This window comes from Paenibacillus plantiphilus, from assembly GCF_927798095.1.
Taxonomy (GTDB): domain Bacteria; phylum Bacillota; class Bacilli; order Paenibacillales; family Paenibacillaceae; genus Paenibacillus_Z; species Paenibacillus_Z plantiphilus.
Map to the genome: position 1 here is coordinate 81,746 of NZ_CAKMMF010000013.1, position 15,078 is coordinate 96,823.

At 47.0% G+C, this 15,078-nt stretch carries 19 protein-coding genes; 7 read left to right on the forward strand and 12 right to left on the reverse strand.

What is annotated here, in order from left to right:
• Position 1: 1 nt before the first annotated feature.
• The 11 genes from L6H65_RS12990 to L6H65_RS13040 all read right to left on the reverse strand — a co-directional run bounded on the left by L6H65_RS12990 (position 2) and on the right by L6H65_RS13040 (position 9,055).
• The gene (locus L6H65_RS12990; RefSeq protein ID WP_236342967.1) at positions 2-1,033 is read right to left on the reverse strand and encodes a LacI family DNA-binding transcriptional regulator; all 1,032 of its coding nucleotides are present in this window, start codon (positions 1,031-1,033) and stop codon (positions 2-4) included.
• A gap of 138 nt (positions 1,034-1,171) precedes the next feature.
• Positions 1,172-3,364: an alpha-galactosidase gene (locus L6H65_RS12995; RefSeq protein WP_236342968.1), complete on the reverse strand. Its 2,193-nt coding sequence runs from the start codon at positions 3,362-3,364 to the stop codon at positions 1,172-1,174.
• Between the two features lie 57 nt (positions 3,365-3,421).
• Positions 3,422-4,249 carry a carbohydrate ABC transporter permease gene (locus tag L6H65_RS13000; RefSeq protein ID WP_236342969.1) on the reverse strand — a complete coding sequence of 276 codons (828 nt, stop codon included), beginning with the start codon at positions 4,247-4,249 and terminating at the stop codon, positions 3,422-3,424.
• The gene (locus tag L6H65_RS13005; protein WP_236342970.1) at positions 4,249-5,115 is read right to left on the reverse strand and encodes a carbohydrate ABC transporter permease; all 867 of its coding nucleotides are present in this window, start codon (positions 5,113-5,115) and stop codon (positions 4,249-4,251) included. The genes L6H65_RS13000 and L6H65_RS13005 overlap by 1 nt, the downstream gene beginning before the upstream one ends.
• Before the next feature lie 80 nt (positions 5,116-5,195).
• A complete protein-coding gene (locus L6H65_RS13010; protein ID WP_236342971.1) occupies positions 5,196-6,443 on the reverse strand; it encodes an ABC transporter substrate-binding protein in 1,248 nt (415 codons plus the stop codon).
• A gap of 438 nt (positions 6,444-6,881) precedes the next feature.
• Positions 6,882-7,031, reverse strand: coding sequence for a hypothetical protein (locus L6H65_RS13015; RefSeq protein WP_236342972.1), 150 nt, complete (start codon positions 7,029-7,031; stop codon positions 6,882-6,884).
• Between the two features lie 117 nt (positions 7,032-7,148).
• Positions 7,149-7,595: a spore germination protein GerPE gene (locus tag L6H65_RS13020; RefSeq protein ID WP_236342973.1), complete on the reverse strand. Its 447-nt coding sequence runs from the start codon at positions 7,593-7,595 to the stop codon at positions 7,149-7,151.
• Positions 7,588-7,803: a spore germination protein GerPD gene (locus L6H65_RS13025; RefSeq protein ID WP_236343048.1), complete on the reverse strand. Its 216-nt coding sequence runs from the start codon at positions 7,801-7,803 to the stop codon at positions 7,588-7,590. The genes L6H65_RS13020 and L6H65_RS13025 overlap by 8 nt, the downstream gene beginning before the upstream one ends.
• On the reverse strand, positions 7,803-8,591 hold the full coding sequence (gene gerPC, locus L6H65_RS13030; RefSeq protein WP_236342974.1) for a spore germination protein GerPC: 789 nt from the start codon (positions 8,589-8,591) through the stop codon (positions 7,803-7,805). Before gerPC ends, L6H65_RS13025 begins: the two co-directional genes overlap by 1 nt.
• 18 nt (positions 8,592-8,609) lie before the next feature.
• On the reverse strand, positions 8,610-8,813 hold the full coding sequence (locus tag L6H65_RS13035) for a spore germination protein GerPB (RefSeq protein WP_236342975.1): 204 nt from the start codon (positions 8,811-8,813) through the stop codon (positions 8,610-8,612).
• Positions 8,810-9,055, reverse strand: coding sequence for a spore germination protein (locus tag L6H65_RS13040; protein WP_236342976.1), 246 nt, complete (start codon positions 9,053-9,055; stop codon positions 8,810-8,812). Before L6H65_RS13040 ends, L6H65_RS13035 begins: the two co-directional genes overlap by 4 nt.
• Before the next feature lie 208 nt (positions 9,056-9,263).
• Here L6H65_RS13040 and L6H65_RS13045 point away from each other — a divergent pair, with 208 nt between their 5' ends.
• The 4 genes from L6H65_RS13045 to gnd all read left to right on the forward strand — a co-directional run bounded on the left by L6H65_RS13045 (position 9,264) and on the right by gnd (position 13,323).
• Complete coding sequence (locus L6H65_RS13045) at positions 9,264-9,473, forward strand: hypothetical protein (protein WP_236342977.1); 210 nt, start codon at positions 9,264-9,266, stop codon at positions 9,471-9,473.
• A gap of 371 nt (positions 9,474-9,844) precedes the next feature.
• Positions 9,845-10,456 carry a hypothetical protein gene (locus L6H65_RS13050; RefSeq protein WP_236342978.1) on the forward strand — a complete coding sequence of 204 codons (612 nt, stop codon included), beginning with the start codon at positions 9,845-9,847 and terminating at the stop codon, positions 10,454-10,456.
• A gap of 424 nt (positions 10,457-10,880) precedes the next feature.
• Positions 10,881-11,477: a YkzI domain-containing protein gene (locus L6H65_RS13055; protein ID WP_236342979.1), complete on the forward strand. Its 597-nt coding sequence runs from the start codon at positions 10,881-10,883 to the stop codon at positions 11,475-11,477.
• A gap of 433 nt (positions 11,478-11,910) precedes the next feature.
• A complete protein-coding gene (gnd, locus tag L6H65_RS13060) occupies positions 11,911-13,323 on the forward strand; it encodes an NADP-dependent phosphogluconate dehydrogenase (protein WP_236342980.1) in 1,413 nt (470 codons plus the stop codon).
• 6 nt (positions 13,324-13,329) lie between these two features.
• Here the strand turns inward: gnd and L6H65_RS13065 are convergent, their stop codons facing one another.
• A complete protein-coding gene (locus L6H65_RS13065) occupies positions 13,330-13,629 on the reverse strand; it encodes a hypothetical protein (RefSeq protein WP_236342981.1) in 300 nt (99 codons plus the stop codon).
• A 157-nt stretch (positions 13,630-13,786) separates the two neighbouring features.
• Here L6H65_RS13065 and L6H65_RS13070 point away from each other — a divergent pair, with 157 nt between their 5' ends.
• Genes L6H65_RS13070 through L6H65_RS13080 form a run of 3 tightly spaced genes read left to right on the forward strand, consistent with a single transcriptional unit; the run spans position 13,787 to position 15,044 of the window.
• Positions 13,787-14,311: a shikimate kinase gene (locus L6H65_RS13070; RefSeq protein ID WP_236342982.1), complete on the forward strand. Its 525-nt coding sequence runs from the start codon at positions 13,787-13,789 to the stop codon at positions 14,309-14,311.
• Entirely contained in the window at positions 14,308-14,685 is a 378-nt protein-coding gene (gene crcB / locus L6H65_RS13075; RefSeq protein ID WP_236342983.1) for a fluoride efflux transporter CrcB, read from the forward strand. The genes L6H65_RS13070 and crcB overlap by 4 nt, the downstream gene beginning before the upstream one ends.
• Positions 14,685-15,044, forward strand: a complete 360-nt coding sequence (locus L6H65_RS13080) for a fluoride efflux transporter FluC (RefSeq protein ID WP_236342984.1) — start codon at positions 14,685-14,687, stop codon at positions 15,042-15,044. Before crcB ends, L6H65_RS13080 begins: the two co-directional genes overlap by 1 nt.
• The last annotated feature ends 34 nt before the right edge of the window (positions 15,045-15,078 follow it).

Genomic DNA, 15,078 nt, shown 5'->3' on the forward strand with positions numbered 1-15,078 from the left:
TTCAGCTTTTATAACCGCAGCTCTGCCGAATGACCAGTTCGGTTCCAACGGTGACATGCAGAGGGACGGTCCGTCCTTCAAACCGATCCAGCAAGAGCTGAACCGCTGAGCGACCCAGCTGTTCTGTGAAAACTTTCACTGTAGTTAGCGGAGGGTTCACATAGGCCGAGACTTCAATGTCATCAAAACCAATTATTGCCATATCATCCGGAACCTTTATTCCGCTCTCACTTAATGCTCTAAGCGCTCCGATAGCCATGGGGTCACTCCCGACAAAACATGCAGTGGGCTTGTCCGGCTGACTTAGCAGCTTCAGCATCATTTCATATCCGCCGGAAGTCGACCACTCGCCAACATGAACATAGGCAGGGTTAAAGAGGTTCTTTTCTTTCAGGATGCTTTCAAAATACGCTGACCGTGGATCTTTAAGCTTATTCGTTGTATTGGAGGGATCCTTCAGCTTATAAACGTATTCTGATCCGCCAATAAAACCGATGGAAGTATGATTCAGTTGAAGGAGATGGGTCAAAACATCCGTCATGGATTGTCTAAAATCAAGATGCACGGTATCACAGCAAAAATGAGGCAGCAAATTGTTAATCAAAACGATATTATTGTTGGGATCATAATAGTGGCGTATATCCTCAATATCTATTGTGCCAACAACAATCAATCCCTCAATCTCCTGCAAAGATACATTTTGAATATGACTTCCACGAATAATAGGGGACAAAACCAACCCCAATTCCCCACAAACCTTCTCAACCCCATCTCTTACTTGTTTGATATAAGGGTCCAGCAGCTCATCTTCGTCCGATGCGGTGATCAGCAATGCGATTTGTTTATTGGACAGTTGGCTTTCTTTCTTCAGACGCTGGACTCTGACAGGCTTGTATTGCATCTGTTCTGCAATTGAAAAGATCCGTTCACGCGTCTCGTGGCTGACAGATAACGTCTTATCGTTGTTCAACACTCTCGACACTGTGGCCTGGGAGACTCCAGCGTGTTTCGCAATATCTTTAATGGTAGCCATATGCCGCTCCTAACGATCCTTAATAAAATACAAGCTATCACTCCTAGCGATTCTATGGCAATATTACCATAATGACAAACGAAAAAGAAAGACCCGGGAAGGAAGCCCCGGGACTTGCAGGATAGAAGGTGTGCAGCTTTACAGCACTTCTTGAAAAACGAATAATTGACTTTGAAAATCACCTTTTAGATCCCCAAGAGGGAGGCCATAGTGGATCAATGTGTCTCCTCCATATATGTCCCCGGTTTCAATCAATCGGTATACTTTGGAGGGATCCAACCCTTTAAATTTGAGTCTGCGCAGCGGCGCATTAGGTTCACTCAGCACCTTGAAATAAGCAGCAAAGGCTTCTTGCTTATTCTCAGAGACAAACATCCATGCCGTCTCGTTCCCCTCGAACGGGCTCAACAACCGGTAAAAGTCCCCGAATTGAATCAGGCCTCTTAATTCTTTATATTGCTTGTTCTGTGCCATCACGATCGACCGTTCACTCTCGCTCAGCTTGGTTAAGTCAAGCTCATAGCCGAAATTTCTAGACATAGCAACGTGACCGCGCATTTCAATGGAAGTGATCCGGTCTACCTGATGGTTTGGCACTGCGGATACATGAGCTCCCATGGCGCTGGCTGGATACACAATGCTTGTTCCATACTGGATCTTCAATCTTTCCACAGCGTCTGTATCGTCGCTGGTCCAGGTTTGAGGCATATAATACAGCATTCCAGGATCAAAGCGACCCCCGCCCCCGGAGCAGCTCTCAAACAAAATATGCGGGAATTGAGCTGTAATCCGTTCTAACACATCGTAAAGTCCCAGCATATAACGATGCGCTGTTTCCCGTTGGCGATGCGCAGGCAATAGAGCCGATCCAATTTCGGTCATATTGCGGTTCATGTCCCATTTGACATAGCTGATTGGCGCGGAAGAAAGCACCTTGCCCAGCGCATCCACGATATAATCACACACGTCCTTACGGGATAAATCCAGAATGAGCTGTTCTCTAGCAACGGTCCGATTCCGCTCCGCCACATGGAGGCACCAATCGGGATGTCTTCTATACAGGTCGCTGTCGGGCGAAACCATTTCAGGTTCAAACCAGAGCCCAAACTTCATCCCGGTCGACGTAATTTTGCGGCCTAATCCTTCCAGTCCGTCAGGGAGCTTATGTCTGTTCTCGATCCAATCCCCAAGAGAGCAGTCGTCATGATTCCGTTTGCCAAACCAGCCATCATCCAGAACAAACAATTCGATTCCCAGCTCACGACCTGCAAGCGAGATTGCTTCAATTGATTCGGAATTAAAGTCAAAATAAGTAGCTTCCCAGTTATTAATGAGAATAGGACGCGCTTGATCCCTATATTCTCCTCTGCAAAGTCTCGTACGGTATAAACGGTGGAAAATGCGAGACATTCCGCCTAATCCTTCGCCGGATCGAACCAGCACTGCCTCTGGCGCTTGAAGGGACTGACCCGGTTCCAGTGTCCAATTAAAATCGAAGGGCTGAATTCCGATACCCACTCTAGCGGTACCATATTGATCCACCTCGGCTTGGGCGAGAAAGCTGCCGCTATAAACCAAGCTAAATCCATATACCTCGCCATTATCTTCAGATGCGCCCTTGGAAAGCAACGCCAAAAAGGGATTTTGCTGATGGCTGCTCGAACCGCGTTTACTGTCTATGCGATGGATGCCAGGCACTAAGGATCTCTTATAGAGATGACGTTCTCGGGCCCATGCGCCGGATAGCTGAAGCATATCGTAATCCGAACAATGAAAATCAACACTGCTGCTTAATATCCGGTTCAAAATAATGTTTTCTTCTCCGCTATTCTCCACGTGGACGGTACGCGTAACGGCGTCTATATGGTTATAAACGCTATAGATCAAAGTCACTTTCAGGCCGCTTTTTTCATCCAGCATATGCAATTCCAGCGTATCGGCTTCGAGATCGCTTTCCACGTAGGTGGAGGGTAAGCCTTGCAAACTCTGCTTGCCATTCTTAATAGCATGATGCTGATATTTCAGGTCCATAACCGTCGAACCGTCTTGAAACTGCACTTCAATAGCAGGCTCGCGATAATCCCCTGTTCCGTAAGAAGGATATTCCTGTGGCAAGGTGTCAAAAGAGAAGGTGCGATCCTCTTTAATGAAATTCGGGCTGAACGAACCTCGTTCCACACGATGAAGCTGCTCTTTAAAGAGAGAAGGGTTTAATCGGGGCCCCCAGTACAGATGGGCCGGGTACGCAGATTTTACAAGCTGAATGATATAACTGGAATCCTTGGACTCCAAATGGAACAACTGCTGTTCTGAAATATAATGGATAGTCATTGCTCTCTCCTCCAAACCTTTTGTCTATTCTCATATTGTGCCGATCTTTGTGCTTTCTTACTTCACAGCTCCTTGAACGACTCCATTAATAATCCAACGCTGCGCAACAAGATAAACCAGAACCATAGGCAGCAACGCCATTAAATAGGAGGCAAAGGCATAATTGTAACTCACGCTGAACCGGGATTGAAAGATGTACTGAGCCAGCGGCAGCGTCGCCATATCCGGTTTGCTTAATATGATTAGCGGCAGCAGGAAGTCGTTCCAGGCCCATATACAGGTCAAAATACCGACTGTTGCATTAATGGGACCGAGCAGCGGGAAAATCACTTTCCAAAACGTTTGCCATACGCTCGCACCATCAATCATAGCGGCCTCATCTAGCTCGGTCGGGAGGCTCCTTAAATAACCGACATACAAAAACATGTTGAAGGCAATCCCGTAAACGACGTATAAAACAATAAGTCCGGTATGATTATTCAGATTGAAATAAGCCATCTCTTTCACGATAGGCAACATAATGATGGGAAAGGGAACAAACAACGCGCTCACAAAATAATAGTATAAAAATTTGAAGAACCTTTTCTTTATATTTCTTGCAACGGCATACCCGACAAATGAATTCGTAAGGATCGTTAACACAACGGCAAGCAACGTAACAATAAAGCTATTTTTAAACGCATGTCCAAAATTCGTCATCCGCACCGCTTCGGCAAAGTTGCTCCAATGCCATTCTGCAGGGATAGCCAGTACAGATTCGGCGATCTGTGCAGGACTTTTTACAGCAATCATGACCGTCATGTAGAGTGGAAACAGGACAATCAGGGAGCCGGCTGCAATCAATAGCGTGATCGTCCAATTTGCCGTTTTGGCTCGTGTTATCATTACAGATTCATCTCCCTTCTCTGCAGGTATTTGAGTTGAACAATCGAAATGATTACGATCACAACAAAATAAATAACAGAGTTAGCAGACTGATAGGCGAACGAACCCCCGGAGAAACCGTCGGTATAGATTAAATAAGAGATCGACATGGTCGATTTCGCTGGCCCGCCGCTTGTCAAAGCTACAATCTGATCGAATGCCATCAAGAAGTTTTTCATCGAAAGCACCATGTTAATCGTAAAAAATGGCGCGATCATCGGAAACGTAATATGCCAAAATTCCTTCCATTTGCTTGCCCCATCGATGCTGGATGCTTCATACATATCGGTCGGTATCGTCTGCAGTCCTGCCAGGTACAAAATAATATTGAAAGCCGTAGCCTGCCATACAGTTACGATTACGATACCTAACCAGGCCCATTCGGTGGTGCCTAGTATGTTAAAGGCCCAATCCTTCATCTGAATGTTTTCAAAAAAATTCGGAAGCATATTGGAGAAGATGTAGTTAAAGATATATCCGACAATCAGAAGGCTTAATACATTCGGAAGAAAATAGATGCCTCTGAAAAAGTTTTTAAATTTGATTCTCGCGTTGAGTCCCATAGCTACCGTTAAACTGACCACGTTCACAATAACGGTTGTTAGAATGGCGAATTGAAAGGTGAACCCATAGGCTGCATAAATGGACTCGTCCTTAAAAACGTTGAGATAATTTTTAAATCCTACAAAATCGTAATTTTGGGCGAAGCCGTTCCAATCTGTAAAACTATAAAAGATGCCAAGCAAAACGGGAAACGTATGGAAACCGAAGAACATTACAAATGCAGGGATGACCATCATATAAAATATTCGTGCATTCTTTTTCATAATCCAAACTCCTTTATAATTAAAAGGATAAATCGGATGAACCGGACGATGGGCCCGATTCATCCTTTTTTTCAAAGCGTTTATCTATTTAGCGAGCTGTCGTATGCCTCATCCATCGACTGCAGGAACGGCTCGGTTTTTTGTTTGAGGATTAGTTCTTGAAGCAATTGATCCAGTTTCATGCTGCTTGGAATATAATGATCCGGGAAGTCGGACACGAGTCCTTTCTCAAAGACCGGAATCAATTCCGCTACAGATGGATCGTCCTGAGTGACTCCTTTGATCGCGGAAAAAGTGTTCACTCCTTGAACATAGTTTTTGGCGTTGTCAGGATTCATCAGAAAACGAATAAACAGCTTTGCTTCTTCAGGATGTTCGCTCTTCGCTGATATAGACAGAAGCTGATCCACGCCGGAAACCAATTTGTTCTGGTCAGGATCATTCGTTACCGGGTAAGGGAAGACACCTAACTCGATCCCGGGATTAATTTTCTTGATCTCACTGATCGCCCAAACGCCTTGAGCGTACATGACAGACTCTCCGTTAGCGAAAGCCGCATTGCCGTCGTTATACCCTTTTCCAAAGCTGTCCTTTTGACCAAACGAAATGAATTGCAAGTACTTCTCCGCAGCTGCTTTATAACCTTCCGCAAAACTGGTTTGCTTCTCTTTACGTTTGGCAAAGTATTGATCCCCTTGCGTGCTTGCTCCAAAGGCATTAAAGGAAGGCAAGGTCGTCCATGAATCTTTAAAAGTGAAATAGAATGGAAGGCGGCCAGCTTCTTGAATGGTTTGGCTTAGCTTCACAAATTCGTCCCATGTCGCAGGAACGGTAAGTCCAAGCTCTTTAAACAAGACCTTGTTATAAATGACACCATTGGCGTTAACGCCATAAGGGATTGCGTACACTTCCTCGGTTCCGGTAATGTCTTTAAGAATTTGAATGTAGCTTTCCGTAATATTTTTCAATTCCGGTGCGGCACTCAAATCAGCGAGCACGCCGGATGTAGCGAGCATAGCATGAACACTGTCTCCGCCATTGGCGATCACATCTGGAATCTCGCCCGCAGCGATCTTAGTTTTCAAAACCGTAGAAGCATCCGGCGGGTTATCCTGAACCACCTTAATATGGGGATATTGTTCTTCGAATTTGGCAATTAACTTATCGAACGTATCTCTGGCTTCAGGTTTATATTGGAAAAACTGCAATTCGACCTGCTGAGCATCTTTTGTTTCGCTGCTCTTATTGGAGTTAGAACTTGAAGCACAACCGGCTAAGATCGAAATCATAAGTACGGCAACCATGAGAATAAACAACGTTTTCTTCATCGGAAAATCCCCCTAATCGTTTAGTGTTGCCCGAAATCCTTCACTACTTTTGCAATGACTGCAAAAAACTACGCCCACCCCTTTTTAGTAAACATATTAACTAAATAAAATGTATCATAGCGCTTTCATTTTTACAATAACCAAATTTATGTAGTGTCATATCTGTCGAAAAAATCCGTATTAATGTATTGGAACCTTGATTATTTCATATAATTTGATCATTTTGAAAGGCGAGAAACAATCGAGTAAATTTATTAACTGAAAAATAGGCTGGAAAGAGGGTTGATTGTCAGAGTCCCAACTAAGCCCCATACGATGAAAAAGATGCTTCCAGCCCCACTGTTATCGTGGTTTTGGAGGCATCTTTTCACATCATTGGGGACTGACTTATTGGATATTGGACTGTTCGGCCAGCCCTTCTGTATCGTATTATGCGATTTAGAAAATACCAGCACGAAGAACAATTACGAGCAAAATGTAGAGAACAAGAATGACGCCCGCACTAGTCCACAAGCCGCAGCCTATGCCCACGCCGCCAACGCCTGGTCCGCAGCCTGCACCGCCGACACCACCTGGTAGGTATCCCACTGAACATACCTCCTGAAAGGTTGATTTGTGATGTTTTCGATCACAGTACTAATGTATGATGGGGAGGCGAATTCGTATGGACGTTTGTACCGTGTCATTTGTTATTTGCGCATCAGCCTAATCGGCAAGGCTGGCAGCAATTGGCGGCAAACAGGGGCCAGGGACATCGCTCCCCATCGCAAACTGCCGGATGTTGCTTATGCGCGATTCAGCGGTGGTCGTTTGACCACATCCTATCAGCAATAGCGCAGTACCGCTCATAGCGAGAACCTTAATGCAGCCAACACGAATACAGGGCTGCCTGTTCTGCCTGTGAAGGACGACACGATTATCTTCGTCTGGAGATTCAATAAGGCTGGGCAGCGGACGATCAAATATTTCGTACGATTCGAGATAGAATTCTCCACCCTGAATATGATCAACCTCTCGCTGTACAGCAAGTCCCAGCAGCGAGGCTTTCACTTCCTTGCGGTCCCCCAATTGAATAATCGAAGAGCTGGCAGCGCTATCGACGATCAGCGCGCCCAGCTCAGATGTCCGAATAGGGTAGTCGGCATTAATCATTCCCGGCCTCTACTCCAACTTCTTCATCCTCTACAGGACTTCCAAGCGGAACGAGCGGGCCGACGATAACCGACTCGGGAGGCGTGTCGAACATCGAGTACAATGTGACCTGTTCCGTATCACCGACCTGAAGCAATGAGGCGCTTGCTATGGCTGTCATCTGAATGCAGCCGACCTGAAGGCCGTGGTTCACAAGGTTGAATTGAATCAGGATGAAACACCTCCTTGTTGATTGTTTGCTGTTTTAAGCCTCGTAATATAACTTTGAAGAGCGGCATCAATATCACGCGTTGTTTTGGCTGTGACATTGGCATGCACTTGCGCGAGCATACTTTCATTCGAGCCCTCGACAGGTGCTTGATTGGACTTGGCTGCGGTTTGCATGTAATAGTTGATGCGCGAGTCGATCTGTCTGCGGATATCGCCAAGAATAAGATTCCGATGATAGGGGTCAAGAGACAGGCCGCACTCGGCCTCCAGCTGTGCAAGCTTCTGTGGGGCTACTGTTGTTAAGTACAGATCAACATCTCGTCGAATTTCAGGGTAAGGGGGCTGAGTCATAGCGCCGTTCAGGTCGTTGGATGGATTCATTCCAAGGAATGGTGCAGAAGCATTGGCGGGTTCATTGAGATCTGTCAATCCTTTCACTTCGCTTTGCTTCATCATACCGTGGTGAAGGGGGGAGGACCCGTTAGGGATTACAACCTGCCCAATCTCCTTGAACTGCTCGTCAGTCGGCGGTGTCATGCCAATATTGAGCGTACCGTCCAGCTTCTCTACCTTTAATTGGTCAAAATGGTATTCCAAACGCTCAACATTATACATCGGTTTGGATTCGGCTGACGTGACGCGTTCCATAAGTACGGTCATCTCATTATTGAGCTTCTGAAGAGCGGCTTGCTGCTGTGCCACCGTGCCGGCAAGCTGCTGGAGCTGGCGGGACATCGCTGTCCACATTTCCCATGGGGAATAGCTAGGTCCATTCGTAGGCTGCATCTATGATCACCTCGATCCTTATACAGGATTTGGAAGCGGGACAAAGGAAAGCGGGTTATCTCCTCCGAGCTGCGGGGCGGGCTCTGTAAAACCGCCCGTATTAGATAGCTGCGACAATGACCGAATAGAGCCAGCTGCGCCAACCTGCAGCACGGAGGAATTCGTCACACTGTCTACACGCAGCTGATGGATTGTAATTTGCTGATGGACGGTCAGGCTCATACGATTCCTCCTACCCCGCTGTTCCCAATATTGTTCTCCGCACTGTCTTGAACATCCTGGTCACTTGTGTTCGTAGCGCTTGCCCCGGTATTGGAATTCGCCAGGCTGCCAGTCAGGAAGGATCCGGATCCGGCGTAGGTCTTGGAAGTACTGGAGGGCGACAGCTGCAGCGCATCGCCGAACTGCACGATGGAGCTGGAGCCAACACTGATGATTTTGACAAAACCGACGATTGAAGGCATATTCGATTGCTCACTCCTTCATGTTGGTGCATGGGGCTGATGTTACATGGTATGCGGCATCCGCCTATAGGTTCCATTACGCTTTCCGTTGAACGATGGCGGTGAAATTGTCACGAATTTGTTTGACTTTCCACAAGTAAACTTCTGGTTTAAAGGCAGGGTATTCGCTTATAATAGAAATTAAAGATTAAGACTTGTATTCAAGGGAGTGTTTGACTTGTCACTTGTAGATGTCAGCAACGTGTCTGCGGGCTTGTTCATTACGGGAGCCATATTTATTCTGCTTATCTTCTCACTGCTTAGCTTCGGTATTCTGAAGATGTTCCAGCAGCAAGTTCGTACAGGCTGGTACAGCTTTGCTGGCGCAGTCGTGAGCAGCGTTGTATTCGGATTGATTCTGAATCAATGGTTTATCTGACGGAGCTGCACCGGCTGTGCTGTGTTGCGATGCAGAACAATAGTTATTAGCAATTGTGAGCTGCCGACAGGCAGCTTTTTTTAACCTTGCGGGGCGGGGCGTCGATGCAGGAGGCTGCTGTAAGCGGATAAATCCTGCTTAAAGCTGCTGAAAGGATCGCGATCGGTCGTATAAGCTGGAAAAAACGTCTTACAGCGCGAGCGAGCGAGTGAAATGGGCTTCGATGGAGATGATAAGCAGATAAAAACCGCTTACAGCTATTAGAAAGTGTGCGCTCCTCCGTATAAGCCGGAAAAATCGTTTTACAGCCCGGCCCGAAGGAGTGAATGAGATGTGCTTGGAGTATTGCAGAGGTGCACTAGGATGCGAGTTTGAAGTTACATCTATTATCCAATCCAAAGGACCGTCAGGATGAACGGACGGTTTTTCTTATTAGAGCGATGTTCTTGCGGCGTGAAAATCAACTGAGCAGCATCGGCAATAAGACTGCACTGAATGGGCAGAGAATGAATAAACTGAACTATTCCATTAACGCGGTGGTGATTGCTTTGAGCAGTGATGATTTCGACCCGTTTGCCTCCATAGAATTCGATAAGTTCTTTAATGGTAAGATGCCATTTCCTTTTGAACCCGGCAATCCATCCAATTGGTTTAACGATTATGTACGCAATATGCTGGTGAAGCCAGTGAAGGCACATGGATCAAATGGACGGCTGCCTGCCGAAATATTCGAAACCCACCGTTTTCTTATCGTGCGGATCAAGCTCCCGGAATCGGTTGAACTGAATAAAGTCAGAGTGATGGCAAGCTCCTACAGCGTTAAATTGCAAGGCTTGCCAGATTCGAAGGGACAGCTGATCAGGCTGCCCAAATTAGTTGAAGCCCGAAGCGGCAAAGTGCTCCTCAAGGAGCAAGTGCTCCAGATTAAGCTGAGGAAGCGTAATACAGGCGAGCAGTTCTATGAGCTGTTTATTCGGGAATAAAGAAGAGACCACCCAGAAATCTGGATGGTCTCTTGTCATTAGCAGAGGATGGATCGGCTAATGATTACGAGCAGAATGAAGAGAACTAGAATAACACCCGCGCTTGTGAAACATCCGCCTATCGGGGATACATTTTTGCATTTATCGAAAGCTCCACCAACGCCACCATAACCATATGACAATGAAATCAGCTCCTTTAGGTTTGAATTCCCTACATACTATGAATGCGCTCCTGCGGATGCCTGTGCTCCTGTACGTATAGTGAAGGGACCTATTTTTGAGCTTTATTGTTCATTTCCTCGTATCGTGGTTAAAAATAGTCAATAAACCAAGTTGCCATTACATAAGATGGAGTATAAGATATTAATATGAGGGAATATTCAGAACATTTCGCCAATCACTAAGAGCTGGGGAGGGATTGCCGATGAACAAGAGCCATGAAGTAGAATATTGCAACCTGGAGCTGCGATTCGACCGCCGGCAAATCCAGAATCTGATTAGGGATTTGATTCAGGAAGGGTATTCGCTTTATTGGAGCGAAACGGATGTATTTTTCCTCATATCAGTACGAAGCGGTCGCAAGCTGGTGAAGCTCCGGTTTCAACGGGTGCGCAACCGATACAAAATTATAGGCGACTACATTATCAAGGATGAGAAGCTGTCCGAGCTGCTTGAGAAGCTCATCAATGATTCACGCGGTCACGCAGTGGTTAAACGATTCAAAGACCGTCAAATTGTTATTGAGAACATCATGTTCGGCGAAATTATTCGACTCGTGGAGGTGTCTGGTATGGAGCATCGAATTATTTATCAGAAGAAACCATTCGTAACGGTTGAAGAAGTAATACAGGCGTTTCAGTCGAAGCGGGCAGAGGAAAGAGCGATTGTTCTGCGAATGGAGCTGGATTATGAGCTTTCTGTCCTTCATGAGGCGATTACAGCTGGGCGCGAAGAGGATGCGGCCTTATCTAAGGAACGTCTAAATACGTTAAGAACTGAGATGATACAGCTTGAGTTGTAAAAGAATCAATCGAATAATTGCAAGAGAATAAGCTTCCGGGGCGATAAGGACCGGGAGCTTATTTATTTTTCATATAAATTATCCATAAATGTGACTTTTTCGTTAAATGAAGCGAAAGACAGAGCGATTCTGATGTTGGTCAAGCCAAACGGGGGTGTCATAGTGATTGACATGAAGTCAAAGACTGACAATAATCTTCGACAATGGTACGTGGAAGGTGAAGCGCATCGGTTGAAATAAAAACCATCGAGCAAAGCGGAAATTCTGATAAACGGATTTCCGTTTTGCTATTTTTTCGATGTCATAGAACATTTTTCTGCATTATGGTTTTCATTCCCGAGTAAAAAGAGTAAAATAGGGATATTGTGTGCGCAGAGCCTTTGACGCACGAGAGAAGTAATCACAATAACGAGAAAAGGGATGGAAGAACCATATGTCTAAACAGCAAATCGGTGTAATTGGTTTGGCCGTAATGGGCAAGAACCTCGCGCTCAACATTGAAAGCAGAGGATTCACTGTATCGGTGTTCAACCGCTCGCGGGAGAAGACGGATGACTTGCTGAAAGAAGCGGCAGGCAAGAATCTGGTTGGTACATTCACGATTGAAGAGTTCGTTCAATCACTCGAAACACCACGCAAAATTCTCATCATGGTTCAAGCAGGCGCAGGTACAGACGCAACTATCGATTCGCTCGTGCCGCTTCTGGATGAGGGCGACATCATTATTGACGGCGGCAATGCCTATTTCCCTGATACACAACGACGCAGCAAGGATCTGGAAGCGAAAAAAATCCGCTTCATCGGTACAGGTGTATCCGGCGGCGAAGAAGGCGCACTGAAAGGACCGTCCATCATGCCGGGCGGCCAACAATCCGCATATGAGCTTGTTGAGCCGATTCTGAAAGCTATCTCTGCCAAGGTTGGCGACGATGCTTGCTGTACATACATCGGTCCAGATGGCGCCGGACACTATGTCAAAATGGTGCATAACGGTATCGAATACGGCGATATGCAACTGATCTGCGAAGCCTACGATCTGCTCAAGAACGTTCTTGGCGTAGGAACGGAAGAGCTTCACCAGATCTTTACCGAATGGAACAAAGGCGAGCTCGACAGCTATCTGATCGAGATTACCGCTGATATATTCTCCAAGTATGACCCAGAGACGGGCAAGCCTATGGTAGACGTCATTCTGGATTCCGCAGGCCAGAAGGGCACAGGCAAATGGACAAGCCAGAGCGCGCTTGATCTTGGTGTGCCGCTGTCCATTATTACAGAATCGGTCTTCTCGCGTTTTCTCTCCGCACTTAAGGAAGAGCGCGTAGCGGCCAGCAAGCTGCTGAAGGGACCACAAACAACACCTTTCCAAGGAGACAAGGCAGCATTTATCGAAGCCGTTCGCAAAGCGCTGTTCGCGAGCAAAATCTGCTCCTACGCGCAAGGCTTCGCTCAAATGCGCGCAGCTTCCGACGAATACGGCTGGGACCTTCGCTACGGAGATATCGCAATGATCTTCCGCGGCGGCTGCATCATCCGCGCAGGCTTCCTGCAGAACATCAAGGATGCTTATGATCGCGATCCAGCGCTTCGCAACCTGCTGCTCGACTCTTACTTCCAAGAGATCGTGCAATCGTATCAAGGCGCATGGCGTGAAGTTGTTTCGACGGCTGTACAGTATGGCGTTCCGGTTCCTGGATTTTCCACTGCGTTGTCCTACTATGACAGCTACCGGACAGAGCGTCTGCCAGCCAACCTGCTGCAAGCGCAGCGCGACTACTTCGGCGCGCATACGTTCAAGCGTCTGGACAAGGAAGGCTCGTTCCACTTCAACTGGATGCAATCTTAATTGCAGTTAATCCGTGAGCGGCCGCAAGCCGGACATTGCTTCTGACAAGCAGGCGCGCAGACGGTCAGCCTCATGGCTGCAGCCGCTGCGCTGCTTGATCAGAATCATGGATGCTTCGGCGAAGCTTTGAAAATTACGCAATAATCGTGGCTGGGGGAGACTGAGCAATTCAGGCGCTTCGTCAGCCACTTTCTTTTTTATATACTCCAACATCCAGACAACATCGTCCCGGCACAATGGGTAATCGGGATGAAGGATTTTGTTGATTCGTTCCTGCATGAACTGAGGCTGATGATTAGGGGGCATAAGGGTCGCTCCTAACTATAGGCTGAGATCTCCGTATAGTATCATCTCTACGGCAAAAACCACTTTTTTATACCCGCAAATACATAATAAATGGTATGATATTTCAAGATGAACATAATTGGCATCTGCTCATAATTAAGAAGGAGCATATCTCGCAATGAAGGACAATCAACGAACACATATTGTGCTTATTGGTTTCATGGGAACAGGCAAATCAACAGTGAGCGAGCTGCTTGCAGAGCGTTTAAGCTGCGAGGCAGTCGACATCGATGCTGTTATTATTGAACGTGAAGGGATGCCGATTTCGGACATATTCGCGACCAAAGGTGAAGCGGCGTTCCGCACAGCGGAATCGGAAGCACTCTCGGATGTGCTGCAAAGGGAGCATATGGGGGTCATAGCAACCGGTGGCGGAGCTGTGCTTGCGTCTCAGAATCGGGAGATGATGTTGAAGTTCGGCTTTGTTGTCAATCTTCACGCTTCGGCGGAATTGATTATAGAGCGTGTAAGCCAGGACACCTCAAGACCGCTGCTTCAAGGTGATGTAAGCCAGCGTGTGCACAAGCTGCTGGAGGATCGCAAGCATGCCTATGATTTCGCCCATTGTACCATCGATACAGAGAGTATGACTCCCGCTCAGGTTGCGGATGCGATAGTATTGGAATGGCGTCTTCTGTTTTGAGAATCTGGGTCTCGATCCTAATGTTCGGAGCGCTCGGCGCAGTATCCAGATATGGCATCAGCCTGCTGGTCCCTCATCATGATCCTGCGGGCTGGCCTTGGGCAACCTTCCTCATTAATGTTGTCGGCAGCTTGGCTTTAGGCGTGACGCTCGCACTCGCTGCTCGCAACAATCTAAGCATGGTGTGGAGAGAGGGAGTCGGCACCGGATTTCTTGGCGCGTTCACAACCTTCTCGGCTTATAGCATGGAGACCGTCCGGCTTGTACAATCCGGCAGTGTGCTGCTTGCTGTTCTCTATGCCTTCTCCAGCATTCTCCTTGGCGTCTGTGCAGCATTAGCAGGCATGACAGCAGCCAGAAAGAAGGAAGCGTGATGACGGCGTTGCTTCTTGTTGCCCTTGGAGGCTCACTTGGCGCAATTTTGCGCTATGGAATCGGCCGCTGGTTCGTTAACCAAGGCTGGAGGCCTCATTGGGGTACATTGCTCATTAACGCCACAGGCGCATTGCTGCTCGGCGTCATTACAGGCTGGGGATGGGACAAGAGCATGGCAGCCTCTTATCCATTTGCTGGTATTGGTTTTCTGGGCGGCTTCACGACGTTTTCTACGTATTGCGTTCAATTGGCTGATATGATAAGCAAGCGGCAATATGCGGATTGCATCATCTATTTGGCAATGACGGTTGGATGTGGTTTCTTGCTCGCTGCAATGGGCTACATAATGACACAATAATTACAGATACTTTATATATAAAGGAGCAAATAAT

Bases quoted from the DNA above. Each gene is read 5' to 3' on its own strand.
- L6H65_RS13000 (WP_236342969.1), bottom strand. From the start codon at position 4,249: ATGATAACACGAGCCAAAACGGCAAATTGGACGATCACGCTATTGATT.
- L6H65_RS13005 (WP_236342970.1), bottom strand. From the start codon at position 5,115: ATGAAAAAGAATGCACGAATATTTTATATGATGGTCATCCCTGCATTT.
- L6H65_RS13010 (WP_236342971.1), bottom strand. From the start codon at position 6,443: ATGAAGAAAACGTTGTTTATTCTCATGGTTGCCGTACTTATGATTTCG.
- gerPC (WP_236342974.1), bottom strand. From the start codon at position 8,591: ATGCAGCCTACGAATGGACCTAGCTATTCCCCATGGGAAATGTGGACA.
- L6H65_RS13020 (WP_236342973.1), bottom strand. From the start codon at position 7,595: ATGATTAATGCCGACTACCCTATTCGGACATCTGAGCTGGGCGCGCTG.
- gnd (WP_236342980.1), top strand. From the start codon at position 11,911: ATGTCTAAACAGCAAATCGGTGTAATTGGTTTGGCCGTAATGGGCAAG.
- L6H65_RS12990 (WP_236342967.1), bottom strand. From the start codon at position 1,033: ATGGCTACCATTAAAGATATTGCGAAACACGCTGGAGTCTCCCAGGCC.
- L6H65_RS13035 (WP_236342975.1), bottom strand. From the start codon at position 8,813: ATGAGCCTGACCGTCCATCAGCAAATTACAATCCATCAGCTGCGTGTA.
- L6H65_RS13065 (WP_236342981.1), bottom strand. From the start codon at position 13,629: ATGCCCCCTAATCATCAGCCTCAGTTCATGCAGGAACGAATCAACAAA.
- L6H65_RS13080 (WP_236342984.1), top strand. From the start codon at position 14,685: ATGACGGCGTTGCTTCTTGTTGCCCTTGGAGGCTCACTTGGCGCAATT.
- L6H65_RS13040 (WP_236342976.1), bottom strand. From the start codon at position 9,055: ATGCCTTCAATCGTCGGTTTTGTCAAAATCATCAGTGTTGGCTCCAGC.
- L6H65_RS13070 (WP_236342982.1), top strand. From the start codon at position 13,787: ATGAAGGACAATCAACGAACACATATTGTGCTTATTGGTTTCATGGGA.
- L6H65_RS12995 (WP_236342968.1), bottom strand. From the start codon at position 3,364: ATGACTATCCATTATATTTCAGAACAGCAGTTGTTCCATTTGGAGTCC.
- L6H65_RS13055 (WP_236342979.1), top strand. From the start codon at position 10,881: ATGAACAAGAGCCATGAAGTAGAATATTGCAACCTGGAGCTGCGATTC.